At 63.5% G+C, this 26,917-nt stretch carries 31 protein-coding genes; 14 read left to right on the forward strand and 17 right to left on the reverse strand.

Translation table 11 applies throughout. The features are described from left to right. Positions 1-33 precede the first annotated feature (33 nt). Both AC07SZ_RS20550 and AC07SZ_RS20555 read right to left on the reverse strand, forming a co-directional pair. Positions 34-522, reverse strand: coding sequence for a GNAT family N-acetyltransferase (locus tag AC07SZ_RS20550; RefSeq protein WP_172372428.1), 489 nt, complete (start codon positions 520-522; stop codon positions 34-36). A 5-nt stretch (positions 523-527) separates the two neighbouring features. Further along, entirely contained in the window at positions 528-1,505 is a 978-nt protein-coding gene (locus AC07SZ_RS20555; RefSeq protein ID WP_081295146.1) for a transglycosylase SLT domain-containing protein, read from the reverse strand. 181 nt (positions 1,506-1,686) lie between these two features. Here AC07SZ_RS20555 and AC07SZ_RS20560 point away from each other — a divergent pair, with 181 nt between their 5' ends. Then, positions 1,687-2,256: a methylated-DNA--[protein]-cysteine S-methyltransferase gene (locus tag AC07SZ_RS20560; protein WP_140774672.1), complete on the forward strand. Its 570-nt coding sequence runs from the start codon at positions 1,687-1,689 to the stop codon at positions 2,254-2,256. Positions 2,257-2,366: 110 nt separating this feature from the next. On the opposite strand, the gene AC07SZ_RS20565 is transcribed toward AC07SZ_RS20560, so the two are convergent. After that, positions 2,367-2,693, reverse strand: coding sequence for a hypothetical protein (locus AC07SZ_RS20565; RefSeq protein WP_056578719.1), 327 nt, complete (start codon positions 2,691-2,693; stop codon positions 2,367-2,369). 274 nt (positions 2,694-2,967) lie between these two features. Between AC07SZ_RS20565 and AC07SZ_RS20570 the strand changes: the two genes are divergently transcribed. From AC07SZ_RS20570 to AC07SZ_RS20580, 3 genes are all read left to right on the forward strand, one after another. Further along, a complete protein-coding gene (locus AC07SZ_RS20570) occupies positions 2,968-3,180 on the forward strand; it encodes a cold-shock protein (RefSeq protein WP_010910991.1) in 213 nt (70 codons plus the stop codon). A gap of 273 nt (positions 3,181-3,453) precedes the next feature. Continuing rightward, positions 3,454-3,654: a hypothetical protein gene (locus tag AC07SZ_RS20575; protein WP_494915644.1), complete on the forward strand. Its 201-nt coding sequence runs from the start codon at positions 3,454-3,456 to the stop codon at positions 3,652-3,654. A 41-nt stretch (positions 3,655-3,695) separates the two neighbouring features. Continuing rightward, the gene (locus AC07SZ_RS20580; protein WP_056578725.1) at positions 3,696-3,905 is read left to right on the forward strand and encodes a ParE family toxin-like protein; all 210 of its coding nucleotides are present in this window, start codon (positions 3,696-3,698) and stop codon (positions 3,903-3,905) included. A gap of 114 nt (positions 3,906-4,019) precedes the next feature. Here AC07SZ_RS20580 and AC07SZ_RS20585 read toward each other — a convergent pair whose 3' ends face one another. The 3 genes from AC07SZ_RS20585 to AC07SZ_RS20595 all read right to left on the reverse strand — a co-directional run bounded on the left by AC07SZ_RS20585 (position 4,020) and on the right by AC07SZ_RS20595 (position 6,554). Next, positions 4,020-4,628: a glutathione S-transferase family protein gene (locus tag AC07SZ_RS20585; RefSeq protein WP_494915645.1), complete on the reverse strand. Its 609-nt coding sequence runs from the start codon at positions 4,626-4,628 to the stop codon at positions 4,020-4,022. A 184-nt stretch (positions 4,629-4,812) separates the two neighbouring features. Next, positions 4,813-5,661: an EAL domain-containing protein gene (locus tag AC07SZ_RS20590; RefSeq protein WP_494915646.1), complete on the reverse strand. Its 849-nt coding sequence runs from the start codon at positions 5,659-5,661 to the stop codon at positions 4,813-4,815. Further along, entirely contained in the window at positions 5,658-6,554 is an 897-nt protein-coding gene (locus AC07SZ_RS20595) for an EAL domain-containing protein (protein ID WP_056578734.1), read from the reverse strand. Before AC07SZ_RS20595 ends, AC07SZ_RS20590 begins: the two co-directional genes overlap by 4 nt. A 216-nt stretch (positions 6,555-6,770) precedes the next feature. Between AC07SZ_RS20595 and AC07SZ_RS20600 the strand changes: the two genes are divergently transcribed. After that, positions 6,771-7,973, forward strand: a complete 1,203-nt coding sequence (locus AC07SZ_RS20600; protein ID WP_056578737.1) for a pyridoxal phosphate-dependent aminotransferase — start codon at positions 6,771-6,773, stop codon at positions 7,971-7,973. A 68-nt stretch (positions 7,974-8,041) separates the two neighbouring features. Here AC07SZ_RS20600 and AC07SZ_RS20605 read toward each other — a convergent pair whose 3' ends face one another. Then, positions 8,042-8,437 (reverse strand): (R)-mandelonitrile lyase, encoded by a 396-nt coding sequence (locus AC07SZ_RS20605; RefSeq protein ID WP_172372409.1) that lies wholly within the window; start codon positions 8,435-8,437, stop codon positions 8,042-8,044. Positions 8,438-8,671: 234 nt separating this feature from the next. Between AC07SZ_RS20605 and AC07SZ_RS20610 the strand changes: the two genes are divergently transcribed. Then, positions 8,672-10,204 (forward strand): putative bifunctional diguanylate cyclase/phosphodiesterase, encoded by a 1,533-nt coding sequence (locus tag AC07SZ_RS20610; protein ID WP_056578743.1) that lies wholly within the window; start codon positions 8,672-8,674, stop codon positions 10,202-10,204. 199 nt (positions 10,205-10,403) lie between these two features. After that, on the forward strand, positions 10,404-12,455 hold the full coding sequence (locus tag AC07SZ_RS20615; protein WP_056578746.1) for an elongation factor G: 2,052 nt from the start codon (positions 10,404-10,406) through the stop codon (positions 12,453-12,455). 651 nt (positions 12,456-13,106) lie between these two features. On the opposite strand, the gene AC07SZ_RS20620 is transcribed toward AC07SZ_RS20615, so the two are convergent. After that, on the reverse strand, positions 13,107-13,349 hold the full coding sequence (locus AC07SZ_RS20620; RefSeq protein ID WP_494915648.1) for a hypothetical protein: 243 nt from the start codon (positions 13,347-13,349) through the stop codon (positions 13,107-13,109). Here AC07SZ_RS20620 and AC07SZ_RS20625 point away from each other — a divergent pair. Then, on the forward strand, positions 13,336-13,731 hold the full coding sequence (locus AC07SZ_RS20625; RefSeq protein WP_494915649.1) for a methyltransferase family protein: 396 nt from the start codon (positions 13,336-13,338) through the stop codon (positions 13,729-13,731). The two genes, AC07SZ_RS20620 and AC07SZ_RS20625, sit on opposite strands and share 14 nt — an antisense overlap. A 57-nt stretch (positions 13,732-13,788) precedes the next feature. Here the strand turns inward: AC07SZ_RS20625 and AC07SZ_RS20630 are convergent, their stop codons facing one another. Next, positions 13,789-14,685, reverse strand: coding sequence for a LysR family transcriptional regulator (locus AC07SZ_RS20630; protein ID WP_027044146.1), 897 nt, complete (start codon positions 14,683-14,685; stop codon positions 13,789-13,791). A gap of 91 nt (positions 14,686-14,776) precedes the next feature. Then, on the reverse strand, positions 14,777-15,751 hold the full coding sequence (gene trxB, locus AC07SZ_RS20635) for a thioredoxin-disulfide reductase (RefSeq protein WP_056578751.1): 975 nt from the start codon (positions 15,749-15,751) through the stop codon (positions 14,777-14,779). A gap of 254 nt (positions 15,752-16,005) precedes the next feature. Between trxB and AC07SZ_RS20640 the strand changes: the two genes are divergently transcribed. After that, on the forward strand, positions 16,006-16,485 hold the full coding sequence (locus tag AC07SZ_RS20640) for an Lrp/AsnC family transcriptional regulator (protein WP_019860544.1): 480 nt from the start codon (positions 16,006-16,008) through the stop codon (positions 16,483-16,485). A gap of 246 nt (positions 16,486-16,731) precedes the next feature. Further along, positions 16,732-17,526, forward strand: coding sequence for a glycosyltransferase family 2 protein (locus AC07SZ_RS20645; protein WP_056578754.1), 795 nt, complete (start codon positions 16,732-16,734; stop codon positions 17,524-17,526). Between the two features lie 15 nt (positions 17,527-17,541). Here the strand turns inward: AC07SZ_RS20645 and gmhB are convergent, their stop codons facing one another. From gmhB to AC07SZ_RS20670, 5 genes are all read right to left on the reverse strand, one after another. Continuing rightward, complete coding sequence (gene gmhB / locus AC07SZ_RS20650) at positions 17,542-18,189, reverse strand: D-glycero-beta-D-manno-heptose 1,7-bisphosphate 7-phosphatase (RefSeq protein ID WP_056578757.1); 648 nt, start codon at positions 18,187-18,189, stop codon at positions 17,542-17,544. Then, positions 18,182-18,754, reverse strand: coding sequence for a D-sedoheptulose-7-phosphate isomerase (locus AC07SZ_RS20655; protein WP_056578759.1), 573 nt, complete (start codon positions 18,752-18,754; stop codon positions 18,182-18,184). Before AC07SZ_RS20655 ends, gmhB begins: the two co-directional genes overlap by 8 nt. 7 nt (positions 18,755-18,761) lie before the next feature. Continuing rightward, positions 18,762-20,255: a D-glycero-beta-D-manno-heptose-7-phosphate kinase gene (rfaE1, locus tag AC07SZ_RS20660; protein ID WP_056578762.1), complete on the reverse strand. Its 1,494-nt coding sequence runs from the start codon at positions 20,253-20,255 to the stop codon at positions 18,762-18,764. 109 nt (positions 20,256-20,364) lie between these two features. Then, positions 20,365-20,997, reverse strand: coding sequence for a LysE family translocator (locus AC07SZ_RS20665; protein WP_056578764.1), 633 nt, complete (start codon positions 20,995-20,997; stop codon positions 20,365-20,367). Between the two features lie 448 nt (positions 20,998-21,445). Beyond that, entirely contained in the window at positions 21,446-21,682 is a 237-nt protein-coding gene (locus AC07SZ_RS20670; RefSeq protein WP_056578769.1) for a type II toxin-antitoxin system Phd/YefM family antitoxin, read from the reverse strand. A 119-nt stretch (positions 21,683-21,801) separates the two neighbouring features. Between AC07SZ_RS20670 and rfaD the strand changes: the two genes are divergently transcribed. Genes rfaD through waaC form a run of 3 tightly spaced genes read left to right on the forward strand, consistent with a single transcriptional unit; the run spans position 21,802 to position 24,706 of the window. Beyond that, positions 21,802-22,752, forward strand: a complete 951-nt coding sequence (gene rfaD, locus AC07SZ_RS20675) for an ADP-glyceromanno-heptose 6-epimerase (protein WP_494915652.1) — start codon at positions 21,802-21,804, stop codon at positions 22,750-22,752. Next, a complete protein-coding gene (gene waaF / locus AC07SZ_RS20680) occupies positions 22,725-23,732 on the forward strand; it encodes a lipopolysaccharide heptosyltransferase II (RefSeq protein ID WP_494915653.1) in 1,008 nt (335 codons plus the stop codon). Before rfaD ends, waaF begins: the two co-directional genes overlap by 28 nt. Further along, complete coding sequence (gene waaC / locus AC07SZ_RS20685) at positions 23,729-24,706, forward strand: lipopolysaccharide heptosyltransferase I (protein WP_494915655.1); 978 nt, start codon at positions 23,729-23,731, stop codon at positions 24,704-24,706. The genes waaF and waaC overlap by 4 nt, the downstream gene beginning before the upstream one ends. A gap of 244 nt (positions 24,707-24,950) precedes the next feature. Here the strand turns inward: waaC and greA are convergent, their stop codons facing one another. Together greA and AC07SZ_RS20695 are read right to left on the reverse strand one after the other, a co-directional pair. Continuing rightward, positions 24,951-25,424: a transcription elongation factor GreA gene (gene greA / locus AC07SZ_RS20690; RefSeq protein WP_008877613.1), complete on the reverse strand. Its 474-nt coding sequence runs from the start codon at positions 25,422-25,424 to the stop codon at positions 24,951-24,953. Between the two features lie 273 nt (positions 25,425-25,697). Further along, positions 25,698-26,237: a tetratricopeptide repeat protein gene (locus AC07SZ_RS20695; RefSeq protein WP_056578777.1), complete on the reverse strand. Its 540-nt coding sequence runs from the start codon at positions 26,235-26,237 to the stop codon at positions 25,698-25,700. 143 nt (positions 26,238-26,380) lie between these two features. On the opposite strand from AC07SZ_RS20695, the gene AC07SZ_RS20700 reads away from it, so the two are divergent. Then, positions 26,381-26,806, forward strand: coding sequence for a DUF3775 domain-containing protein (locus tag AC07SZ_RS20700; RefSeq protein ID WP_056578781.1), 426 nt, complete (start codon positions 26,381-26,383; stop codon positions 26,804-26,806). The last annotated feature ends 111 nt before the right edge of the window (positions 26,807-26,917 follow it).

The raw sequence follows: 26,917 nt of genomic DNA on the forward strand, positions 1-26,917 counted from the left end.
AGGTTCGCCGTTTCCGTGAAACGGTGAACTGTTCTAGCCTTCCCAGGCGACCGGCGTCATCCCCAGCCGCTCGTAGAGCCGTACCGCGGCTGGGTTCTCGACCGTATTGGTCTTCAGGTCGACACGGTCAGCGCCCCGGTCGCGAAAACTGGCAAAGGCATGCCACATCAGCGCTTCGCCGATGCCCCTGCCGCGCGCCTCGGGATGAACCGCGAGGTCCTTGACGAAGGCCGACGTCCAGCACAGTGCCGCCGCCGCCAGCCGGCCTTTGGCGTCGATGACGAGGAAACACAATTCCGGATCGAATTCGGGGTCGCCGGAGATGCGCGGCCACCATTCCTCGAATGGGCCGTCGGTGCCGTCGGCGAACACCTCGCTCAGCAGCGCATGGAGAGGCGGCGCGTCGCCGGGCTCGAAGCTGCGCATCACAAAACCGTCCGGCCAGTGCGGTGCAACGAGGGTCTCGTCGAGGATCTTGCGCAACCGGATGTCGTTGAGGGCCGGCGGGCGCGGCTCGGGCATCGCGCTCAGGCGTCTGGCTGCAGGCGGCGCCGCTTGCGGTCGACACCGAGGCCGGTCGCCTCGAGCAGGCCCTTGCGCTTGGCGTCGAAATAATAGCCGGTCTGGTAGAGCCAGTCGGCCTTCTTGGCGTTGCCATCCGCCACCAGCCAGGCGCCACGCAGATATTTGACCGCGTATTTGAGGTTGGTCTCGGCGTCGAACAGGCCCTTGGCCGGCCCGTCATAGCCCATGCCGCGCGCCGTAGCGTGCTTGATCTGCATCAGTCCCCAATGGCCGTTGTTGTAGGCCTTGGGGTTGTAGGTGCTTTCGCGGTTGACGACATGGCGCACCAGATCCACCGGCACCTGGTAGAGCGCGGCGTATTTGACGATCAGCCGGTCGACATCGCCGCGCATGCCTGTGTGCTCTTCCGGGGCGGCGGGGCTGAGCGGCGCCGACGGGAACTGCACGAGGGAAGCCGGGTTCTGCGGCACCACATAGGCCACCTGCTGCACGCCGGGCATGGCTTTCTGGCCGCCAGCGACCGCCGGCACGACGAGGCCGGCTGTCGTATAGGTTTCGGCGGACTTGATCACGGGCTGCGCGGCCTTCACCGGCTGGCCTGCCTTGGAGGGCGGCGGCGCCTGCCAGGCACTGGGGCTGGCGATCATGATGGCGGGCACGGCCGGAGCCGTCGGCGTCGCGCCGGCAAAGGCCGCGGTCGCGGCGGTCGGCTGGCTGGCTGGCGCGACTGCGGCCTCACCTTCCGAAATGACGGCGCCAGGGGCGAGTTCGGCGGTCTGGATGGGGGCGATGCCCGAGGATTGCGGCAGCACCGAAACCGTGTCCGGCAGCGGTATGGTGAAGCCGGCATCGGCACCGGCGACAGTCGCGGTCTCGGTCAGGGACGGCGCGGCCTTCATCTGCGAGGTCGAGGTGCAGCCGCTCATGCTGGCCGCCGCCATGATCACGCCGATCGCGATAAGGGTATGTTTTGCTGGCAAGCCGCGCTCTGGTCCGGTTTGTCGGGTCGTTAAGATTTCCCTTACACCAGCGATTCCTGGGGGGCAATCGGGGCCATATGGTGGTTTTCGGGTGGCGGGACACGGGCACGGATGCCATATTGTTCCTGATATGTACTGCATGGAATCCCGGATTTCGCCGCTTTGCGGAAAGGAGCGCATCATGGAAACGACATCTTCGATCACAGCCGGCCACGCAGTGTTAGAAACAGTGATCGGTTTCATGGGCATTGCCTGGAGCGAAAAGGGCCTGATCCGGCTCTGCCTGCCCGAACGCAGCCGCGAAGCAGTGGAGCGGCGGCTGATGCGCCATGCCGGCGTTTCCGCCTCCACCGCCCAGCCGTCATGGGTGGTCGACCTGATCGCCTCGATCAAGGCTTACGCCGCCGGCGAGGACGTCGATTTCTCCGGCGTCCCGGTCGATCTCGACGGTGTCGACGAGTTCCGCCTCGCCATCTACGACGCGGCACGCAAACTCAGCTATGGCGAGACCACCACCTATGGCGAACTGGCCAAGCGCGCCGGACATGCTGGCCTGCCGCGCGAAACGGGTGCCGCCCTTGGTGCCAATCCGGTGCCGTTGGTCATTCCTTGCCACCGCATCCTTGCGGCCGGCGGCAAGATCGGCGGCTTCTCCGCGCCCGGCGGCTCGGTCACCAAGGAGAAGATGCTGGCCATGGAAGGCGTGCGCGTCGGCCCGCCGCCCCCGGCGCAGGTGTCCTTCGGGTTCTAGGGCTTGGTCTTGAGGCGCGTCGAGATTCAGGTCAGGCCGAGCCGGGATCGTTCGCAGGCGGCATCACCTGCGAGCGGCTTTCCGTCCGGCAATGCGTCAAAAACAAAGCTCTAGTGACGGCGCGGGAAACGGCGGCGGAAATGGTCATTGTCCGGACGCTTGCAGTTGTAGACCGGGCAGGACTTGGTGTCGGCGCTCGGCACATAGGCCCGCGTCCTCACCTCGCCCATGGTGCAGAACTGCTGGCTCTGCACATAGCGGTCGTAAAGCGGCAGCCCCGGCACGCGTGTCGACTGGTAGCGCAGGATGACCGCGCCCTGGCGCGCGATAGTCGACTGCACCTTGCCGCAGCTCATATGCGTCGGGTCGTAGCGCGAGATCGCCCGCGCCTCGGCGGCCACCAGCGTCAGGCAGGCGGCAAGCAGAATGGTTTTCATGGTCCTCTCCCCTGATCCGCGACCCACGGACAGCGCGATCCGTGGCAACGGTTTCACCAGATTGGGGCGGCCGTTGGGCAGTCCCGCGATCACGGCTTTCTCACACAGTCTTGTTTTTGGTGCGAAAGCAGCCTATATCAGCCCCATTGATATTTCGGCCGATCGATCCGGGCCTCGCGATCTTCGCGTTTGCTGACGTCTATCTCCAAAATCTCGATGCACACCGGCTGGACTTCGGTCTGGTCAAACCAAAGCAAATGCAAGGACTATTTTTATGGCAACTGGAACGGTCAAGTGGTTCAACGCCACCAAGGGCTTCGGCTTCATCCAGCCTGACGCGGGCGGCGCGGACGTTTTCGTTCACATCTCCGCTGTCGAGCGCGCTGGACTGTCGACCCTGGTCGAAGGCCAGAAGATCAACTTCGAGATCGAGCAGGACCGCCGCACTGGCAAGTCGTCCGCTGGATCTCTGAGCAAGGCAGCCTGATTTTGCGAATGGCGCGCGCCGGGCGATAGCTCGGGGCGCGCGGCAAGTCACGGATGTACTGACGGTCGCGCGAGAAGCGCGCCCGGAGCGGAAAGACCCGATACGCTGGAACAGCAGATAGCTGCCAGCCCGGACAGGACGCTCCCGATCAGGCTACCAAGCATGGGAAGGCGGGATTTATCCCGCCTTTTTGTTTATCTGGGGTTAGGTGCCGCAACCGGCGCGATGGTCCCACCGATGGTATTTTTAGCCCAATAGTGGTACCATTCGGCCATGACCAAACTCGAGCAAATCGAAAAATCCGTCGCCGAATTGAGCCCCGAGGAACTGAAGGCGTTTGCCGCCTGGTTCGAGGCGCTTCGATCAGACATGTGGGATCGGCAGATGGAGGCTGACGCGAAGGCGGGTCGGCTGGACAAGCTTGCCGAACAGGCACTGGCTGATCATCGCGCTGGCCGGACCCGGCCTCTGTGAATCACGTCGCCTCTCCATCATTCTGAGAGGCTTACGAAAAACTGCGATCGTCGATCAGAGCAAAAGCGGACAGGCGTTTTGCCAGACTGCGTGCTGATCCTTTTCATCCATCACTGCATTTCAAACAGGTGGGACGTTATTGGTCGGCGCGGGTCGACGATAGTTACCGAGCCGTTGCCATCCGTGACAATGATGATGTGATCTGGTTCTGGATCGGCAGCCATGCGGGCTATGACCATTTGTTGAAATAGCCCCCGCTTTGCTTTTCGGCCGAAGGCCGCAAGCCCGACCGGGCGTCGCGCCTGTTGGCGCGCCCCGTCCGGAGCGAGCCGCGGAGCGGCTACGAGCGTGAGGACAAGGATATCCTATCCAACCCACTCGATTGGCACATGCCCCGGATCCGCCTCGACGCGGCCAAGCCAGGCCATGACAGCCGGATAGGCGTCGAGCTGGAAGCCACCCTGCTCAGCCGTATGCGTGTAGGCATAGAGCGCGATGTCGGCCACGCTGAAGGCGTTGCCGGCGAAGAAGGCGTTGTTCTCCAGATACTTGTTCATCACGCCCAGTGCCTTGTTGCCGCGCTCCAGCGTCACGGCCAGCCGCTCGGGCGTGGCATCCCTGGCGCGCTCGGGAAAGGTCAGCAGCGCCTTGCGCACGGCGATATAGGGTTCGTGGCTGTACTGCTCGAAGAACAGCCATTGGTAGGCGAGCCCGCGCTCATATCTGTCCGCCGGCAGGAAGCGCGTGCCTTCGGCGAGATAGAGCAGGATGGCGTTGGATTCGGCCAGCCGGCGACCATCGTCGAGTTCGAGCAGCGGCACCATGGCGTTGGGGTTCTTGGCGACGAAGTCGGCTTTTCGCGTGTCGCCGGTATGCGAACTCACCTCGATCGTGGTGAAGGCGAGGCCAAGCTTGGCCATCAGCAGGCGCGGCTTGTAGCAATTGCCGCTGTCGATCATGCTGTAGAGTATCATGGACGATCCCCGGAGCTGCCTTGGCCAGGCGATTATCGCAGCCGCCGTGCCTTCAACCAATGATTTGTTTTGGCGCGACCATCAGCGGCGCTGATATGTGAAAGCGTTCTCTCTAGGCATTGTCGAGATTCAGGTCAGGCCGAGCCATGAACGGTGGTCTTCGAGAACCGGAACTCGGCATGCCCTAGCCGAACAGCGGCACGACATTGTTCTCCTTGCCCAGCAGCGCATCGATGGCGATCGGCTTTTCGTCGAAGATGGTGCCGGCCAGCGCCGGCCGGGCCAGGAGGAAACCCTGCAGCAGGTCAACGCCGCCGTCGAGCGCGACGCGCAGATGGGCGGGCTGCTCGATGCCTTCGACCAACACCCTGGCGCCGCGATCGTGCAGGCTGGACACCAGCGGCCTGAAAAAGCGTTCGGCGGCGGCGTGGCGACAGAACTCTCCAAACCAGCCGCCATCGATCTTCACGATATCGGGCTGGAGCAGGCTCACCCGCTCCTCGGTCGAGTGGCCGGTGCCGAAATCGTCGATGGCGATGCGGATGCCGTCGCGCCGCATTTCGCGCACCAGCCGGATCAGAAGCGCGTCGTCCGCCGCCTGTTCGGTGATTTCGCAGACCAGCATGCCGGGGGCGAGGCCGAGCTCGCCGAGATGCCGGCTCATCAACCGGATCTCGGCCAGCGCCCGCCCGGGATGGTCGTTGACCATCGGATTGTAGTTGAAGAACAGGTCGAGCCCGTCGACACCGATGTTTTGGAAATTCCTGAGATGCAGAACCCGGCACATGGTCTCGACAAACAGCCGGTCCGAGACCGCAATGCTCTCGAAGAACGCCCGCGGCGACCCTACCCGGCCGCCACGGTGCGGCTCGATCAGCCCTTCGACCGCCACCGCGTGCAGCATGCCGCCGAGCGGCGCGAAAATCGGCTGGTAGGCGCTGCGCAGGCGGAAATCGCCATGGACGCCGTATTCGATGCCGACCTCGTCGACGAAGATCGCATCGCCGACATTGCGCCGCCGCTCGAGCCTCATGGCGTTACCCGGCGCCCGAAGGTTTTCGTCGATCGCGCCGTACGTGGGGCGACGGTGCGGGCAGTGGGCGCATCACTCGCGGCGGCAACCGGGTCTGGATTGCTTTTTGCGAAAACACGGAAACTCGTCGGCGCCAGTTCGGGCCGCGCCAGCACGAAGCCCTGCACCATCGAGGCGCCGGACTTCTCGGCGAGTTCCAGTTGCCACCCCTCCTCGATACCCTCGAACACCGTGCGGATGCCTTGCTCCTCGAAGCTCTTCACCATGGAGGTCAGCAGGGCGAAACCGGCGCCGGATTCCATCAGCTGCGTGATCCAGAGGGCATCGAACTTGACGATGTCGGGCCTCAACTCCTTGATGCGGTTGATGTCGGAATCGTCGGCGCCATAGTCGTCGACGGCGATGCGAAAACCGTTGCCCCGCAGCGCCGCGACGAAACCGTGCAGCGTCTCCTGCGATGCCGATCTCTGCTCGGTCACCTCGCACACGACGCGGCCCGGATCGATGCCGGCCTCGTGCAGCACCAGCCGCATTTCACGCAAGGCATTGTCGGCGACCGCCCGCTCGGTGAACACCGACGGGTCGAAATTGACGAAGATCGATGCCTCCCGCGGCAGGCAGGCGCCGGCATTAAGAAGATGCAGCGTCCTGGTCAGCGCCTCGATATGCAAACGGTCGGCGGCCGGACAGGTCGAAAAGAAGGTCATCGGCGATTGCGCCTCGCCATCACGGAACGGCCGGATCAGTCCTTCGAAGGCGGCAACCGACAGCTTGCCCTCCTTGAAGGCGAAGATCGGCTGGAAGGCACTTTGCAGCGTGTAGAGACCCCAGACACCTGACGTGGTGCCGTCATCATGACGGATGATGTGGGCAAGCCCGATGCTGCGCGACACGGTTCCTCGCTCCGCGGATTGGCGGAATGGATTGCGATCCTGCCATGCAAGCCTCTACCGCCCGTTAATGAATTTAGTGTTGCCGATCACGCCTCATTGACCTCGCCGTCGCACCTGGCCCAGCCGAGAAGGCTTGCACTGGCGGGAATGATGCGACATGAGAAGCGCCGCGGCCGCTCCTGGCCGCGCCGATCTTCTCAGGAGAGATAAAAGGTCATGGCCTTTCTTGCCGACACCCTTTCCCGCGTAAAGCCTTCCGCCACCATCGCGGTGACGCAGAAAGCGCGCGAGCTGAAAAATGCCGGCCGTGACATTATCGGCCTTGGCGCCGGCGAACCGGATTTCGACACGCCCGACAACATCAAGAACGCGGCGATCGAGGCAATCCGGCGTGGCGAGACCAAGTACCCGCCCGTGTCGGGTATCGTGCCACTGCGCGAGGCGATCGCGAAGAAGTTCAAGCGCGAGAACAATCTCGATTACAAGCCCGAGCAGACCATTGTCGGCACCGGCGGCAAGCAGATCCTGTTCAACGCTTTCATGGCGACGCTGAACCCTGGCGACGAGGTCATCATCCCCCGCCCCTACTGGGTCAGCTACCCTGAAATGGTGGCGATCTGCGGCGGTACGTCAGTGTTCGCCGACACTTCGATCGACAACGGTTTCAAATTGACGGCCGAGGTGCTGGAGAAGGCGATCACGCCGAAGACCAAATGGCTGCTGATGAACTCGCCGTCCAACCCCTCGGGCGCCGCCTACACCGAGGCCGAACTGCGCGCGCTGGCCGACGTGTTGCTCAGGCATCCGCATGTCTGGACGCTGACCGACGACATGTACGAGCACCTGACCTATGGCGACTTCGTCTTCAAGACCATCGCCGAGGTCGAACCGAAGCTCTACGAGCGTACGCTGACCATGAACGGCGTGTCGAAAGCCTATGCCATGACCGGCTGGCGCATCGGCTATGCGGCTGGTCCCGTTCAGTTGATTAAGGCGATGGACATGATCCAGGGCCAGCAGACGTCGGGCGCCTGCACCATCGCGCAATGGGCTTCGGTCGAGGCGCTCAACGGCCCGCAGGACTTCATCGCCAGGAACAAGGCGATCTTCCAGGGCCGGCGCGATCTGGTCGTGTCGATGCTCAACCAGGCGCGCGGCATCACGTGCCCATCGCCGGAAGGCGCCTTCTATGTCTATCCGTCCTGCGCCCAGCTGATCGGCAAGAAGACCAAGGCCGGCAAGGTGATCGACACCGACGAAGCCTTCTGCTCGGAATTGCTCGAGGCCGAGGGTGTGGCGGTGGTGTTCGGCTCGGCCTTCGGCCTCGGACCCAACTTCCGCATCTCCTACGCTACCTCCGACGCGCTGCTGGAGGAAGCCTGCACGCGCATCCAGCGTTTTACGGCATCGCTGACCTGATCAACCCCACCTGAACACAACGGAAACCCGGCGATGACGCCGGGTTTCCGCAAGCTCGGCCTCGGCGCTCAGCTGCCGTACTGCTCGCCCGAAACCGCCTCCAGCCAGTCCACGGCGACGCCGTCGAGCGCTTCCTGCATGGCGATATGCGTCATCGCCGATTTCGGCGCCGCACCATGCCAGTGCTTCTCACCAGGGGCGAACCAGATGGTGTCGCCGGCCCTGATCTCCAGCATCGGGCCACCCCATGTCTGGGCAAGGCCGGCGCCAGAGGTGACGTGGAGCGTCTGGCCGAACGGATGCGTGTGCCAGTGGGTGCGCGCGCCCGGCTCGAAGCTCACCAGCGTCGCCCTCAGCCGCGCCGGGGTCTCCGTCTCGATGATCGGCGTCTGCAGAACCCGGCCGGTGAAGTATCTGTCCGGCGCTATGATGGTCGGCACGCTGCCGCAAGCAATGATCTTCATCGTATGATCCTGAAACTGGTGGTGAAACGACCCGCTTATCGGGGCAAAACGCATTCTCGGCCGATATCATCCAGGGCGCAACCGGCCGTTCGGCCCGCCATCGCGAAGACGCGGTTTTCTCTCCTTAACCATGAACCTTCCCCGCATGGCGCAACAGGGCGAAACAGGGGCGAATTCAATGTCTTCTTAACAGCTGCGCACTAGCCGTGAGCCTGCATTGCAGGGGGCGATGAGATGAGCATACTGGCGACGATCAAGGACCATAGCGGCCGGATCTACCGTGCCATCCAGGCGCTGCTTTTGATCAGCATCGGCGCCGCGTTGCTTGGCACCCTCGAGATGTCGGAAAACCTGCCCTCCAACAGCGCCTATGCGGTCTCGATCCTCGCCACGGGGTTGGCCCTGCTGGCGCTGATGTACATGCGCAGCAGCGTCGTTCACAGCCTGAGATCCGCCGCCGCCGCCGAGGCGGAAAAGCATCATTTCCTGACCAGGGACGCGATGACCGGGGCGATGACCCGCCGCTATTTCCTGGAAGCGCTGGGCAACAGCCTGGGCACAATGCGCGACCGGCGCGATGCGGCCTTGCTTTTGATCGACCTCGACCATTTCAAGCAGCTCAACGACACATTCGGTCATCAGTTCGGCGACCGCACCCTGTCGCATCTCGTCAAGACCACCGAGCGCATCTTTTCCGGCTGCATGGTCGGTCGGCTCGGCGGCGACGAATTCGGCGTCATCATCCCGCACGGCGATCTCACCGCCATCAACAAGGACATCAGGCAATTGCTGGATGCCATGCGGGCCGGCAAATCGCACGAAGGCAAGACCATTCCGCTCTCCATCTCGATTGGCGTGGCACTGGCGCCGGCCCATGCCTCGAACACGACAGAACTGATGCTGGTTGCCGACCTGGCGCTCTATGAGAGCAAGGCGGCGGGCCGTGGCCGCGTCACCGTGTTCGACGAGGAGATGCTGTCCGACAAGCGCTACCGCCGCCTGGTCGAGCGGGAATTGCGCGCCGCGGTCTATCTCGGCGAGCTCGAGCTGCACTACCAGCCGATCGTCAACCCGGACGGATCCACCTGTGCGTTCGAGGGCCTGATCCGCTGGCGCCATCCGGTTCGCGGCCTGATCTCCCCGGCCGAGTTCATCCCGATCGCCGAACGCTCGACCCTGGTCGACATGCTTGGCGAATGGGTGTTCAAGCGAGCTTGCGCCGATATCGGCCATTTCCCCGGACGCCGCATCTCGATCAATGTCTCTGGCGAGCAGCTGAAGCGCGACGAGATCGTCACCATGTGCGACCGCGTGCTGAAGGAAACCGGACGTTCGGCGACACAATTCATCATCGAGATCACCGAGACGGTGGCAACCGCCGCCACGCCCGAGACCCTGCGGCGCCTCGAAGCCTTGCGCGGTCTCGGCTTCCACATCGCGCTCGACGATTTCGGCACCGGCCATTGCGGCTTCAACTATCTGAAGACCTTGCCCATCGACAGCATCAAGATCGATCGCTCCTACATCCGCAGCCTTGCCCATGACCAGGTGGCGCAGATCTTCGTTTCGGCGCTGGCGCAGATCGCGCGCATCCAGGACGTCACCATCGTGGCGGAGGGTGTCGAGACACAAGAAGAGTTCAAGCTGGCCAAGGCCGCCGGCTGCAATCGTTTCCAAGGCTATTTCTTCGGCAGGCCGGCGCCACGCGACAAGGTGGGGCCCTTGCTCGCCATCGATGATGCCGAACCCATGGCGCTGAGCGCCTGAGGTCACGCACGGGCACCGATTTCTATTTCCCTTGCCCTGCCGGCAAACAAGTGGGACGATGCGTCAGGGCAGGTGGCGACAAGAAAAGAACCCCGCCCGCGACGGTCGAACAGGCCGGCCGCCGCTCAGGACCGATTGACCACGCCTGAACCATGCATGCCAGTCGGTCCCTAGGGAAACGCCTGAGTGGAGGTCAGCCATGGGTACTCGCGCCGGAGGACGACGCACGGGACCGAAATGCATTGCCATAGTCGGTCCCTTTGCAAGCGGTAAGACGACACTTCTCGAAGCCATATTGGCCCGTACGGGCGCCATTCCCCGCCAGAACCCGGTTTCCTCGGGCAGTACTGTCTCAGATCATTCGCCGGAAGCACGCGCCCACGCCATGAGCGTCGAGGCGACCGTCGCAACCACCGATTTCATGGGCGAGCAGATCACCTTCGTCGATTGTCCCGGCTCGATCGAATTCTCCTTCGAGGCCGAGCCGGTGCTGGCCGCCTGCGACCTCGCGGTGGTCGTGGCCGAGGCCGACGAAAAGAAGATTCCCGCCCTGCAGCTCATCATGCGCAAGCTCGATGATCTCGGCGTGCCGCGCATCCTGTTCCTCAACAAGGTCGACAAGGCGATAGCAGGCGTTCGCGACACGCTGAAGATGCTGCAGCCGGCAAGCTCTGTGCCGCTTCTGCTGCGCCAGATTCCACTTCGCAAGGACGGCGTCGTCATCGGTTCGATCGATCTGGCGCTGGAGCGTGCCTACATCTACCGCGAGTACGCCGAAAGCGAGGTGGCCCAGATACCCGGCGACGACAAGGCGCGCGAACTGGAAGCACGCTTCTCCATGCTGGAGACTCTGGCCGACCATGACGACCAGCTGATGGAACAGCTGCTCGAGGAGATCGAGCCGCCGAAGGACGCCATCTTCGACGACCTTGCCGCCGATCTGCGCGATGGCGTGGTGACGCCGGTGCTGATCGGTACCGCCGAGAAGGGCAATGGCGTGCTGCGCCTCTTGAAGACGATCCGCCACGACGCACCCGACATCGAGGCGACCCGCAAGCGGCTTGGCGCCCCCGACGGCGGCGCCACCGTGGTCCAGGTGATGAAGACGATCCACACACCGCATGGCGGCAAGCTGTCGGTGTCGCGCATCCTGTCCGGCCAGGTCGCCGACGGTTCCGAACTCTGGCTGCCCGGCGGTGAGACGGCGAAGGTTTCCGGCATCTACAAGATGCTCGGCAAGGACCAGTTCAAGCTCACCGCCGCCAAGCTTGGCGACACCGTGGCGCTGGGCAAGCTGGACGAGGTCAAGACCGGCCAGACGCTGACTTCGGCCAGGGGCGGCACCAAACAGCTGTTCGCATTCGAGCCACCGCAGCCGGTATTCGCTTTCGCGCTGCGGCCGAAGGAGCGCAAGGACGAGGTCAAGATGTCGGCCGCCATCCAGCGGCTGGCGGAGGAAGATCCCTCGCTCAGCCTGCGTCACAACCAGGACTCGGCCGAGACGGTGCTGTCTGGCCATGGCGAGATGCATCTGCGCGTCGTGCGCGAGCGGCTGGAGGGCAAGAACCAGATCCCGGTCGAAGGCCATGCCCCGGCCGTGCCCTATCGCGAGACGATCCGCAAATCGGCGCAGCAGCGTGGCCGCCACAAGAAGCAGTCGGGCGGCCATGGCCAGTTCGGCGACGTGGTGATCGAGATCAAGCCGTTGCCGCGCGGCTCCGGCTTCCAGTTCACCGACACCATCACCGGCGGCGTCGTGCCCAAGACCTACATCCAGTCGGTCGAAACAGGCATACGCGATTACCTGAAGAGCGGCCCGCTCGGCTTCCCCGTGGTCGACGTCGCCGTCAACCTGTCGGACGGCTCCTATCATGCGGTCGATTCCTCCGACATGGCCTTCCAGATGGCCGCGAAGCTCGCCATGAAGGAAGGCATGGCCGCCTGCTCACCGGTGCTTCTGGAGCCGGTGATGAAAGTCGAGATCGTCACGCCCTCGGACGCGACCTCGAAGATCATCGCGCTCATCCCGCAGCGGCGCGGCCAGATCCTCGGCTATGACGCCCGGCCCGGCTGGCCGGGGTGGGATGTCGTCGAGGCGACCATGCCGCAAGCCGAGATCGGCGACCTGATCATTGAGCTGCGCTCGGCAACGGCGGGCGTCGCCAGCTATCGCGCCGCCTTCGACCACATGGCCGAACTCACCGGCCGTCTCGCCGACGAAGCGATGAACACCAACGGCAAGGCCGCCTGATTTCGCCGCAATCCACCACTTCTCGCCGTTAGCGGTGAGAGGTGGCTGGCAGGACAGAGGGCGGCATCAACGTTTGGGAGGTTCATGACCAGCGGGACCGGCGCATGGCCTCCAGATGCGAGCCCCGCCGCCTCGCGACAGCAACATGCATGAAACCAAAAACGACGCCCGGGGGGCCGGACGCCGTTTTGTTTGCGGACCGTTTTCTTGGGAGGAGAAACGGTAGGTCCGCCGCATGTGCCGTCGCCGGGTTTCGGCGAAAAAAGGTTCGGACGCGGTAGCCGCCTGAGCCCGGGCCGTACGAGTGATGCCCCCATCTCTCGTCCGAACCACACCGCGTCCTAGCATGTACATAGCATCGGAAGGCATCGTTGTCATGTTACCAGAGGTTACATGACACTGTTACGCGGCAATTCTGGTGAATTCCTGGTCCGCCCCGGTAAGGTCCGGGCAACAAAAAAGCCGGATCAACGAAGATCCGGCTGAGTTTGATTGGAAGTGCCTGTTAAGGCTAACCTCCAGAGGGGAACACTCGAGGGCGCTAATGGGAGGAGAACGCGCCCAGGAGATGATCTATATATCTGCTCATCATGCCCAAGAAACAAGCATCTATTTTGCAACACACGCATGCAAAAAGACGCAGGCTGTGGTCTAACCCATTCCGAAAGCCAATAGGACCAGCAGAATCCCCAAAACGGAGCGCGCCGCGGGCCATTTGTCGTTGTGAAAACGCCAATCCAGGCCGATCTTGCTCCAAAATGCCGAAAACTCCTGATGACCTGGAATCAGGCAGTGGCCGTTCAATTCTGAGGCAACCAGGCGGAAAGCAGCCAATGCGTCCTTTTTCAGCCATTGCCGGCAGCGGCGTTTTCCTTGGGGCTTGCCGTGGTCCACCGTACCGGGCTTTGTTCTTGCCGGCGGCATCCTCATCGTTGCCGCGGCCGCCGTGCTGCTGCATGCCTTCTCCCGCTTCGCGCTGGAGGGGTTGGGCACGCCGGCCCCCATCGCGCCGACCGAAAAGCTGGTGATCGGCGGCGTCTATCGCCATGTCCGCAATCCCATGTATGTCGCCGTGCTGTCGATCATCCTTGGCCAGGCACTGCTGTTCTCCAGCTGGACGCTTCTCGCCTATGCCGCCATCGGCGCCATTGTCATGGGCTCCTTCGTCAGGTTCTACGAGGAGCCGACGCTCGCAAGCCGCTACGGCGCCGACTATGAAACCTACCGCCGCAACGTCCCTGGCTGGCTGCCGCGCCTGACACCCTGGCGGGATTGACGAGCAGCGAGCAGCGCCGCCCAAGGCATGTCGAGGTTCAGGTCAGGCCGAATGCCCTCAGAAGGACCAGCTGCGCGCCTTGGCAATGATGAAGTCGCGGAACACGTGCAGCTTGGCCTGGTTCTTCATCGCGTCGGGATAGGCGAAATAGGTGTCGAAGGACGGCACCTCGGTTTCCGGCAGCAACTGCACCAGGCCGGAGTCCTTGCTGATCACATAGTCCGGCAACATGGCGATGCCGGCGCCGCCCTGCACGGCGCGCTTGATCGACAATATGTCGTTGATCTGCAGCGACGGCACGCGCTGGCCGCCCTCGAAATCACCGACTGTCTCCAGCCAGTTCAACTCCGACAGATGCGACGGAACCGGCAGGCCGAAGGTGACGATGCGATGGTTTCTGAGTTCGGCGACCGAGGCCGGCTTGCCATGCTTGGCGACATAGGATGGCGCCGCGTACAAGTGGAAATGCACGGTGAACAGGCGGCGCTGGATCAGGTCCGGCTGCTGCGGCTGGCGCAGCCGGATGGCGCAGTCGGCCTGGCGCATGGTGAGGTCGAGTTCCTCGTTGGCCAGGATCAGCTGCAGGCTGATTTCGGGATAGAGCTCGATGAACTCCTGCACCCGCTCGGTCAGCCAGCCCGCGCCAAGGCCGACGGTCGTCGTCACGCGGAGCACGCCGGAAGGCCGATCCTTGGTCTCGGTCAGGCGCGACTTGATGGTCTCAAGCTTCATCAGCACGTCATGCGCCGTGCGGAACAGCATCTCGCCCTGCTCGGTCAGCACCAGGCCGCGCGCATGGCGATTGAACAGCGGCACGCCGACATCATGCTCGAGCGCACTGACCTGCCTCGATATCGCCGATTGCGACAGGTGCAATGTCTCGGCCGCGTGCGTAAACGACCCCGCTTCCGCCGCAGCGTGAAACACGCGTAGCTTGTCCCAGTCCAACGCCATGATTCCCCTCGTTCTGTTTGGCGTCTGAATGAAAAATCAGGCTTTTACACGGCGTCTCTAAGCCGTTTTTTTAACAGTCCGACAGCCGCTCTTATTCCGCTGCTTCGCGATGCACCTCGATGCCGGCCAGATACTTTTCCGCCTCGAGCGCGGCCATGCAGCCAAGCCCCGCCGCCGTCACCGCCTGGCGATAGACATCGTCGGTCACGTCGCCGGCGGCGAACACGCCGGGCACGTCGGTGCGGGTCGAATCCGGTGCCGTCCAGAGGTAGCCGTTCGGCTTCTGCTTCAGCTTGCCGACGAACAGTTCGACGGCCGGTGCGTGGCCGATCGCCACGAACACACCATCCACCTTGAGGTGGCTTTCGGCGCCTGTCACCGCATGCTTGAGCTTCAGCCCCTCGACCGAAGGCGGCAGCGGCGCCTTGCCGGGACGGCCGGTGATCTCGTCGACGATCGTGTCCCAGATGACGCGGACATTCTCCTTCTGCAACAGCCGCTCGCGCAGGATGCGCTCGGCGCGGAAGTCGCTGCGCCGATGGATGACCGTCACGCTCTTGGCGAGGTTCGACAGATAGAGCGCTTCCTCCACCGCCGAATTGCCGCCACCGACCACAGCGACATCCTTGCCGCGATAGAAGAAGCCATCGCAGGTGGCACAGGCCGAGACGCCGAAGCCCATGAAATCCTGCTCGGTCGGAATGCCCAGCCACTTGGCCTGCGCGCCGGTGGCGATGATCAGCGCGTCGGCGGTGTAGGTCGTGCCGGAATCGCCCTTGGCGCGGAACGGCCGCACGTTGAGGTCGACCTCGGTGATGATGTCGTTGATGATGTCGGTGCCGACATGCTCGGCCTGCTTGAGCATCTGTTCCATCAGCCACGGGCCCTGGATCGGGTCGGCGAAACCGGGATAGTTCTCGACATCGGTGGTGATCATCAGCTGGCCGCCCTGCTGCAGGCCGGCGACGAGCATCGGCTTCAGCATGGCGCGCGCGGCGTAGACAGCCGCGGTATAGCCGGCAGGGCCGGAACCGATGATGAGAACAGGCGCGTGCTTGGTGGTCATTTAAAGCCTCAGCGGGGCGGACAATCGGGGGTGCCTTGGAAAAAGACGTGGAATTCGCGCTTAATGTAAGGGTTGCCAACCACGCCAGCAAGACGAACGGGCCGTCGTCCCCGGAAAGGTTCGGCCCACGCGGTTATTCGCACGATCGCCGCTTTCGTTACGCTTCAAAAATCGCGTTGATGAGGGCTGGCGCCATCACAAAAGTCGTTTAATTACAAAATCGCGAAAGATTCTTGCGCCGAGCAGAGACAACCATGCCCCTGAAAGCCGACCTCGACGCCATCGACTGGAAGATCCTGCGCGAATTGCAGGCCGACGGACGCATGACCAATGTCGAGTTGTCGAACCGCGTTGGCATTTCCGCCCCGCCCTGCCTGCGCCGGGTCAAGCGGCTGGAGGAAGCTGGCATCATCCGCGGCTACCGCGCGCTGCTCAACGCCCCGGCGCTCGGCCTCGACGTCGTCGCCTTCTGCCTAGTCGGACTGCATCATCAGGCCGATGCCGAACTGCGCACCTTCGCCGAGCGCACGCGCGGCTGGCCGATCGTGCGCGATGCCTGGATGGTTTCGGGCGAATCCGATTTCCTGCTGCACTGCGTGGCAAGCGACCTCGGTGCCTTCCAGACGTTCGTCATCGAGGAACTGACCTCGACGCCGAATGTCGACACGGTGCGCACCGCGCTCACCATCCGCCGTGTCAAGGATGAAGGCCTGGTCTCCTTCGAGCGCCCCTGAACCGGCAACCGCCTTCGCGCCCGCGAATTCCTGGTCTCCGCCACACCGGTGCCGCGTTGGTATTCGACAGAGGCTGATGTACAAGGCTGGACGGCTCCGCCGGACTTCGCCGCCGAACTGACCGCCTGATTGGTTTCTCAAGCAATTGCTGGAAAAATGTGTAACGGTTTTCCGCCCGGGATTGCGTAAGAACAGATGGCACAAGCAGCGTTTGCTCCGGGGACGGCCCGCCATGGGAAGGGGACCATGACTCGATTTGCAAGCCCGGTCTCGGCGCTTATCATTTGCGTGGACGAAGCCGACATGATCGGCCCGTGTCTGGAAAGCATCGATTTCTGCGCCGAGATCATCGTCGTCGATTCCGGCTCGACCGACGGCACTGTCGAATGCGTGAAAGGCTATATCGCCAAGGGCTACCCGATAAAGCTGCTGCACAATGACTGGCCGGGCTTTCCCCGTCAGCGGCAATTCTCGCTCGACCATGCTACGCAGCCCTGGTGTCTTTCGATCGACCCGGACGAGCGCGTCGATGACCAGCTGCGACAGTCGATCGTGGCCATCACGCAGGCGGCCGACAACAAGGTCAGCGGCTGGTACATCCGCCGCCGCGATTGGCTGAAGGGCTACGGCTATGCGCACCGCTGGGTACTGCACAACAGGCTGATGCGGCTTTTCCGCCGGGAAGGCGCCACCATGGATCTCACCGCGCGGGTGCATGAAGCCTTCCACGTGCCGGGCGAGACCGGCACGATCGAAAAGGGTGTCCTGCTGCATCGCCGCGAAATATCGGTCGAGGAGGATCTCGCCCGGGCCAACGCCTATTCCGGCCTCAAGGCCGTCACGCTGGTCGAGAAGGGCAAGAAGCCCGGCCTGGTGCGGCTGGTGCTGTCGCCGTTCGGCAACTTCCTGAAATTCTACCTGGCCAAGCGCTACTTCCTGTGCGGTCGGCACGGTTTCGTCTACTCGATGTCGGTGATGATCTATTCCTTCGCCACCGAAGCCAAGCTTTACGAAGCCTCGGAACGCAACGATCCTGTATGAACTGCCTGTCCTGGATCAGGACCTGTTGTCCCGGCCGAGCATTTCGATGGCTGCGAGCAGGCCACCGAGGTCGCTGCCGTCGCGCAGGGGCCTGATGGCGAAACCGGCCTGAGCCGCCGCCTCGCCGTCGACCAGCCAGCCTTGCGACAGGCCAGCACGCTTTCCCGCCTGCATGTCGGCCAGCTTGTCGCCGACGATCAGGGACCGCTCAAGATCAATGCCGAGGCGCTTGGCAGCCTCGACCAGCATGCCCGGATTGGGCTTGCGCATCGGATGATCCGATACGCCCAATGGCCCGACACCCGCCTCGTGGTAGGCGCAGGCAAGCACCATGTCGACGAACACGCCCCGGTCGTGCAGCAGATCGAGGACGCGGCCGTTCACCGCGGCAAAGACGCTCCAGCCGAAATAGCCGCGCGCTATGCCGGACTGGTTGGTGACCACGACAACTGGAATCCCGGCCTCGTTCGCGGCTGCGATCGCCGGCAGCATCTGCCGCCTGAGCTCGATCTCGCCCGGATCGCTGGGATAGTCGGTATCGATGTTGATGGTGCCATCGCGGTCGAGGAACAGCGCCGGCACGTGCCGCGGAAAAAACCGGTCGCCGATCCGCTCGATCCACACACCCGGCTCGACCAGCGGGTGCGATACCCCGTCAGCCATTGTGCAGGCGCGTTTCGACCACCTCGCACAGATGGTGGTAGAGGCACAGATGCCCCTGCTGGATGATCGGCGTCGAGGTCGAGGGCACGTTGAGCAGTATATCGCACAGCGGCTTGAGCTTGCCGCCGGTGTCGCCGGTCAGGCCGATCACCGTCATGTCCATCATCCGCGCCTGTTCGGCGGCGGCGAGAATGCTCGGAGAATTGCCGCTGGTCGAGATCGCCAGAAGCACGCCACCGGCCGAGCCATGCGCCTCGACCTGGCGCGAAAACACCGTGTCGAAGCCGTAATCATTGCCCCATGCGGTCAGCACCGCCGCGTTGGCCGGCAGTGCTATGACATTGTAGGCCTTGCGCTCCTTCAGGAAACGGCCGACGAGTTCGCCGGCTATGTGGATGGCATCGCTGGCCGACCCGCCATTGCCGGCGATCAGGAAGGCCTTGCCCGACGAAAGCGCCGTCACCACGGCGCTCGCCGCGCGTTCCATCTCGCCTGTCAGGTCACGCTCGACCATCGCCGTGATCGCGGCCGCCGAGCGGACCAGATAGTCATTCAGTTCAGACATGAAACCCTCAGTTGGTGCTGCCGCCCGCGCGCAGTTTTCCGATGGTGCCGGTCGTGCTCTTGCCGGCGACGAGATCGACCAGCACGACGCGTCCGCCGGCCTTCTGCACCACATCGGCGCCCACCACCGTCTCGATCGTGTAGTCCGCGCCCTTGACCAGTATGTCGGGCAAGAGCGCCTCGATCAGCGCCAGCGGCGTATCCTCCTCGAACACCACGACAGCATCGACCGAAGCCAGGGCCGCGAGCACGCAGGCGCGGTCATGCTGGTCGTTGACCGGACGGCCCGGCCCCTTCAGCCGCCGCACCGAGGCATCGCTGTTCAAGCCAAGCACCAGCCGGTCGCACTGGCTGCGCGCCGCGTGCAAGAGGCTGACATGGCCGGCATGCAGGATGTCGAAACAGCCATTGGTGAAGCCGACGCTCAGGCCCTCTTCCTTCCAGGCCGCCACCATGCGCGCGGCCGACGCGGCATCGAGGATGGCGTCCTTGTGGGCGGTCGGTCCATGCGAGCGCAACAGCGCGCCGGTGAGCTCCTCGACCGTCAGCCGCGCGGTGCCGCGTTTTCCCACAACAACCCCGCCGGCGGCATTGGCGATCGAGGCCGCCGCGACGGGATCGGCACCCGAAGCGAGCGCCAGCGCGAACGTTGCAATGACCGTATCGCCCGCGCCCGAGACGTCGAACACTTCGCGCGCCTGGGTGGCGATGTGGCTGGCCTCATCCGGGCCGACGACGCTCATGCCTTTTTCGCTGCGTGTGGCGACGACAAAGTCGAAGCCGTGCGCCGAGATCAGCTCACGGGCCGCCGCGACGATCTCGTCATCGGCGAACACCGGATGGCCGACGGCCTCGCCAAGCTCCTTGCGATTGGGGGTGATGGCGGTCGCGCCCGCATAGCGCGCATAGTCCCTGCCCTTCGGGTCGACCAGTACCGGTTTGCCCGCCTCGCGGCAGATGGCGATCAGTTCGGCGGCGACGCCATCAAGCAGGATGCCCTTGCCGTAATCGGACAGGATGACGATGTCGGCCGCCGCGAGCGCGGCGCGAAAATGCCGGATCAAACCGGCCCGCTCCGTTTCGCCGAGCGGCTTGATCTCTTCTTCGTCGAAACGCAGCACCTGCTGGTTGAGTGCGCTGAAACGGCTTTTCGACGAGGTCATGCGGCCACCCTGCTGCGCCAGGCCCGCCGTGTCGGCGCCAAGCTCGCCAAGCATCCGCAACAGGCTGTCGCCGGCCGTGTCGGTGCCCATCACCGAAACCGGAATGGCGCGCGCGCCGAGCGAGATGATGTTGGCCACGACATTGCCGGCGCCGCCCATCGCCGAGGTCTCGCCGCGCCCGTGCAGCACCGGGATCGGCGCTTCCGGAGAAATGCGCTCGATGACGCCGTTGACGAAGCGGTCGAGGATGATGTCGCCGACCACCAGCACGGCGACGTCGCCAAAGCGCGCAATGGCGCGGTGCAGGGGTTCGGGTGAAGGCGGATTGTGCTTGATCATGTCACTGGCAACGCGCTGGGAAAACCGTCTCTGGAATATAGGGGGCGGCTGGCGGCCGTTCATGCCTGCCGATATACCGCAATTCGAGCCGGCGCAACGGCGATGCCCGTCAGCTCTTCTGCAGGGCGACGTGGACGCCGAGCCCGACCAGCACCGCACCACCGGCCCGCTGCATCAGGCGCTGCGCCCGGCTCGAACGCCGCAGCCGGCCGATCACGAGGCCGGCCAGGAACACGCAGACAATGTCGGCCGACGAGAACATCAGGTTGACGATAGTACCCAGTATGACGAATTGCAGCCAGACCGGGAAGGCCGACGAGGCGTCGATGAACTGCGGCAGGAACGCCATGAAGAAGATCGCGGTCTTCGGATTGAGCACCTCGACGGTGATGCTTTCGAAAAAAGCCCGGCGCGCCGATTTGCGCTCGATGGCGGGCAGTGCCACGTCGCCCTCGACGCGCTTGCGGAATAGCGAGACACCGAGCCAGATCAGATAGAGCGCGCCGACGAGCTTGACCGCCATGTAGAGCGGCGGCACGGCGTGGAACAGCACCGACAGGCCGGCGGCGGCGGCAAAGACATGCACGTAGCCGCCAAGATGAATGCCGAGTGCGGCCGTCAGGCCTGACCAGCGCCCACGCGCCATCGTCTGCGCCGCGGCATAAAGCATGGCCGGACCTGGGATATAGGCGAAGATCGCCGTCGTGGCGAAAAATGCGATGAGCAATTCGGTCGACGGCATTTTTGTCCCTTGTGATCTTGACCTGCCCCCGTTGCAGACCGTTCAGTCAGCCCGTGGGATGGCTTTGGATCGGCCTGCGCGAACAGCCGCAATGAAAGCCGACATGACTTTTTTGTGGAATGACGGACTGAAGGCGCCGATGCGCGCACCCGGTTCGAAATAGGCCGACGATTCCAGGATATCGTGGTTGTACTCGTCGACTATGACCCAAAGGGGGATAGGGTCAAGGCCGGCACGGTGGCGTTCAATTTCCGGAACCCCAACGGCTGAGCGATCACGGCCCGGCTGCGCGGAGGTGATTGCAAGGATGAAAAGGTTCGTGCCTCCGGCCTTCCCCGGGAGAACGGCGACGAATGCGACAGGCCTCGTCTTGCGGCCTTCGGTCTCGCCATCTCCGTGTTGGCGATGCCATAGATATGGATATCGCCACACATCCGCGGCAACAGGTTTAATCACGGTCCAGTTCCGCGGCGTACTCTTCGAGTATCTCGACATGTTCGGATGGTGCATCCTCCGACGCATAAGCGCGCCGGCTGTCGTTGGCGAATCGAGCTTCGTAAGCCTCGATGCTCATCAGGACGTATCTCGGCTTGTTGTGACGAGTGATGGAGACGGGCTGCTGGCTGGCGGCCGCAAGCACGTCGCCGAGATTCTGTTTCAGATCGGTCGATGGATAGTGTTTCATTGGACACTCCGTTTTGCCCATAATAGACAAAATGGACAAAACAGACAACCACCTGCTTTGTCGACAGCCCGGCTGGCCTCCCTTATAAGGACCGGAATCGCAAGCAACCAGAGGCCTTCATGATCATCGTCACGGGCGGCGCCGGCATGATCGGCTCCAACATCGTCGCCGCGCTCAACGCCGAGGGCCATGACGACATCCTCGTCGTCGACGATCTCACCGACGGCCACAAGATCGCCAACCTCGCCGATCTCAGCATAGCCGACTACCTCGACAAGGATGACTTCCTGCCACGCCTGGAGTCCGGCGGGCTCGGCCGCATCGAGGCCGTCTTCCATCAGGGTGCCTGTTCGACCACCACGGAGTGGAACGGCAAATTCATGATGGAGGTGAACTACGCCTACTCGAAGCGGCTGCTGCATCAGTGTCTCGCGCTGCGCGTGCCCTTCCTCTACGCCTCTTCCGCATCCGTCTACGGTGGCGGGTCCGAGTTTCGCGAGGAAGCCGAGCTTGAGCGGCCGCTCAATGTCTACGCCTATTCCAAGAAACTGTTCGACGACTATGTCAGGCGCACCGTCTTCGACACGGATCATTCGCCTGTGGCCGGCTTGCGCTACTTCAACGTCTACGGACCGCGCGAGGCGCACAAGGGCGCGATGGCATCGGTTGCCTTCCATCTGTTCAACCAGGTCGAGCAAGGCCAGAACCCGAAACTGTTCGGCGCCTATGATGGCTTCGGACCCGGCGAGCAAAGCCGCGACTTCATCCATGTCGGCGATGTCGCGGACGTGAATCTGTGGCTTTGGAAACGCGGTTCGAGTGGCATTTTCAATTGCGGAACCGGCCGAGCCCAGCCTTTCCGTGCCATCGCGGAGACGGTCATCGACACGCTGGGCAACGGCGAGATCGAGTTCATCCCCTTCCCCGACCACCTCAAGGGCAGCTACCAGAGCTTTACGCAAGCTGATATGTCCCGTTTGCGCGCGGCCGGTTATAATGGCCAGTTCCGGACAGTGGAAACCGGTGTCAGAGACTATGTCGAATGGCTGAAAGCCCAACGATCCTCGTGATCGGCCCACGCTGGGTTGGCGACATGGTGATGGCGCAGTGCCTGTTCTCGGCGCTGAAGGAACTCCATCCCAACGCCGCGATCGACGTGCTGGCGCCGGCCTGGGCCGCGCCGCTGGTCAAGCGCATGCCTGAGATCCGCCAGCAGATCGACTTTCCGCTGAAGCCCGGCGCGCTCGAATTCACCCATCGCCGCCGCTTCGGCCGCCTGCTGCGCGGCCGCTACGACATGGCCTATGTCCTGCCCGGCAGCTGGAAGTCGGCGCTGATCCCATTCTTTGCCCGCATCCCGCGCCGTTTCGGCCATCTGCGCGAAATGCGCTACGGCCTTTTGACCGACGTCGTGCCGCTGCCGGAGGCCCTGAAACGGCGCACCGCGCAGGCCTATTTCAGCCTCGCCAGGGGCGGCAGTTTTCGCGCGCCTCATCTGACAGTGGATGCGGGCAACCAGGCCACTTTGCTCCACCGTTTCGGGCTGACCCGACAGGGATTTGTGGCCCTGATGCCTGGCGCCGAATTCGGCCCGGCCAAGCGTTGGCCGAGCGAAAACTATGCCGGCCTGGCCCGCGAGTTCATGGGCAAGGGCTTGAAGGTCGCCCTGTTCGGCTCGAAGAACGACCGCGCCGTCACGGCGGAGATCGCGGCCCTGGCTCCCGGCGCCGTCGACCTCGCCGGCCAGACGCGGCTGGAGGACGCCATCGACCTGATCGCGGCGGCAAGGCTCGCCGTCTCCAACGACAGCGGGCTGATGCATGTCGCGGCGGGCGTCGGCACGCCGATCGTCGCCGTCTACGGCTCGACCTCGCCCGACAATACGCCACCGCTGGCGGAACGCCGCGAACTGGTCTGGCTTCACCTCTCCTGTTCGCCCTGCCACCAGAAGGTCTGTCCGCTCGGTCATCTCAACTGCCTGAAGACATTGGGAGTCGGCCAGGTCGCTGCGGCGGCGGACCGGCTGCTGGAACTTCCGACAGCGGCATGAAGGTCCTGATCGTCAAGACATCGTCGATGGGCGATGTCATCCACACCTTTCCGGCCGTCGAGGATGCCAGCCTGAACCGGCCGGACGTGTCCTTCGACTGGTGCGTCGAGGAGGCGTTCGCCGGCATCGTGGGGCTGCACCCGGCGATCGCGCGGATTCACACGGTCGCCATCCGGCGCTGGCGCAAGGCGCTGTTCAGTGGCGGCACCTGGCGCGAGGCAGCCGCGTTGCGCCGCACGTTGCGCGAATGCCGCTACGATCTGGTCATCGACGCGCAGGGCCTGCTGAAATCGGCCCTGGTGGCACGGCAGGCCGGCGCGCCGATCGCCGGCTTCGACCGTTCGAGCGCGCGCGAACCCTCGGCGACGCTGTTTTATGACGTCACCTACGCCGTGCCGCGCGAGCTGCACGCCATCGAGCGGACAAGGCGGCTGTTTGGGCTGGCGCTCGGCTATCAGCCCGATCTGTCGACGCTCGACTCCGGCATCGTGCCACCACTCGGCACTCTACCCGGCACCATCGGAAAAACCGCCTTCCTGCTGCACGGCACCAGCCGCGAGGACAAGAAATGGCCCGTCGAGGACTGGATCGGAACGGCCCGCCTGCTGGTCGAGCGCGGCATGATTCCGGTCACCACCTGGTCGAACGAACGTGAGAAGTCCGTGGCTGAAGCGATCGCCAGGGCCGTGCCGTCCACCGTCGTGGTGCCGAAATCGCCGCTGGCCGACATCGCCGGCATCCTCGGCCACTCGACGCTGGTCATCGGCGCCGACACCGGCCTGACCCACCTGGCCAGCGCCTTCGGCCTGCCGACGGTTGCCGTTTTTTTGGCGACGGAACCGGGTTTGACGGGTCCACGTGGGCCCTGTGCGTCGACGCTGCTGGCCGCTGCAGGAGGGCGTGTGACGCCGGCGGAAGTGGTGGCTGAGGCGGACAGGCTACTGGAGCTTGGCCAGGCCACCAGTAGAGGTTGATTTACTCAATCAATTCAATCGCAAAGGTCAGCGCCGCCCCTCATCCGCCTGCCGGCACCTTGTCCCCGTATAGTGACGGGGAGAAGGGAACTGCGCGTTGCGTCAGCGTCCTCTTGCACCGCTAAGGTTTGGCGAAACCATCCGTGACATCGTCTTTCTCCCCGTCACTATACGGGGAGAAATGCCCGGCAGGGCAATGAGGGGCAGCGCAACTTCGCTTGAATAGGCGCCTGCCCCCAATTCCTTAGATGAACTGCACCTGGACGATTTCATAGCCCCTGGCACCGCCAGGCGCATTGACCTCGATGGCGTCGCCGACTTCCTTGCCGATCAGCGCACGCGCGATCGGCGAGGAGATCGAGATACGGCCGGACTTCACGTCGGCTTCCTGGTCGCCGACGATCTGGTAGGTCTTCTTTTCCTCGGTGTCCTCGTCGACCAGCACCACCGTGGCGCCGAACTTGACCTTGTCGCCGCTGAGCTTGGTGACGTCGATGACTTCGGCGCGCGCGATCAGGTCCTCGAGTTCGTTGACGCGGCCCTCATTGAGGCTCTGCGCCTCTTTCGCGGCATGATATTCGGCATTTTCGGACAGGTCGCCGTGCGAGCGCGCTTCCGAGATCGCCTCGATGATGCGCGGCCGCTCTTCCTGCTGGCGCCAACGCAGTTCTTCCTTCAATGACGCGAACCCCTCGCCTGTCATCGGGACCTTGTTCATGATGCCTGACCTTTCCTGCCGCCACCCCCGCGTTTCGGGGAAAGCCTTGTCGATGGGTACAAAAAGAAAACGGTCCGGCAGCCTCGGGCTAACGGAACCGTTTCACCACAATTTCCCCCAATATAGCAATGTCAGCGGGTTTTTCACGCCCAAAAATCGGTTTTGCAAAAATCATCCCCGCTTTCACCAAGAGGAGGCAGACAATGGGGCTGGAGACAAACAAAAAACGGCCGCGATCGCTCGCGGCCGCTTCGACAAGCCCTGGGAGCCTGATCAGCTCCGCATGAAATGCTCGATCTGCTCGGACAGCATGCCGTATTCGCGCGATCCCTTGCCGGTGCGCTTCTCGATTTCCATCAGCTGCTGCTGTGCGCCGGCGAGATCGCCGATCTGCAGGTGCGCCTCGCCGAGATATTCACGCACCAGCGTGTAGTTCGGGTCGATGCGCAACGCTTCCTCGTAATAGCCGAGGCCCACGGTGACACGTCCGGAATGGCGGTGCGAATAGCCGAGATAGTTGAGAATGCGCGGATCCTGCTTGTTGGCGGCAAGGGTGAGCACCGAGATCGCCTCGTCATAGCGCCCGGCCATCGCCAGCGCATGGCCTGCATCATAGATGCTGTCGTCGTCCAGCATGCCTTCCTGGGGGGCGACGCATTTTTTCTTCTTCTTGTCCCACACCTCTCCCTTCTTGCACTGGGTGACGGTCTGGTCGCTGCCACCACTGCTGCTGCCCGCCGCGAACACCGGGACAGCGAAGAACTGCAGCGCGACAAGGGCAGTCGCGGCCTGGATCAGCATTCTTTTGTGCATCGAAGCCTCCTTGAGGGGTGAGAATGTAACACTAACGCCAAGCGCCCCGCGTTTCATCCCGGAAAAAAATTCGAGTGGAGAACATCAGGTGACGGATGCCGCAAATCCGTTATCATCCGGCAAACGACTGACGGAGGCGGCCCGTGCAGCGGCGGCTTGAAAAGGACTGGGAACTCTCGATCGGCCCCGATACCGTGCGCCTGTTCATCCTCAAGGCCAAGGCGCTGAGTGCCGCGGTCAACGAGGATTATGTCGATGGCGCCGAACACGAGATCGAGTTCGATGGCGACACGCGCGACAACCATCATCATGACGGCCTTGCCGAGGAAAGTTCGGAAAACCTGACCGAGGAGGAGTTGCGCGAACTGATCAACGACCTCAACGTCGACGAAGCCGCCGAGCTGATTGCACTGGCCTGGGTCGGGCGCGGCGACTACGACGCCTCGGAATGGTCCGACGCGGTGACCGCGGCGCGCGAACGCGCCAACAGGCGCACGGCAAAATACCTGCTTGGCATGCCGCTGCTCGCCGATTGGCTGGAGGAAGGCCTCGAAGCGATCGGCGCGTAACGGCGTGGTTACCGTTCGTGATGGGCTGAAGGCAACCTCCGGGCGCGCGCGCCGTTGACGGCGATGGGGTCGTCTGTCTTTTCCCGAATATACAGGATCGCACTGGCTACG

The sequence above is a fragment of the Mesorhizobium sp. GW821-FHT07A06 genome, from assembly GCF_059419085.1.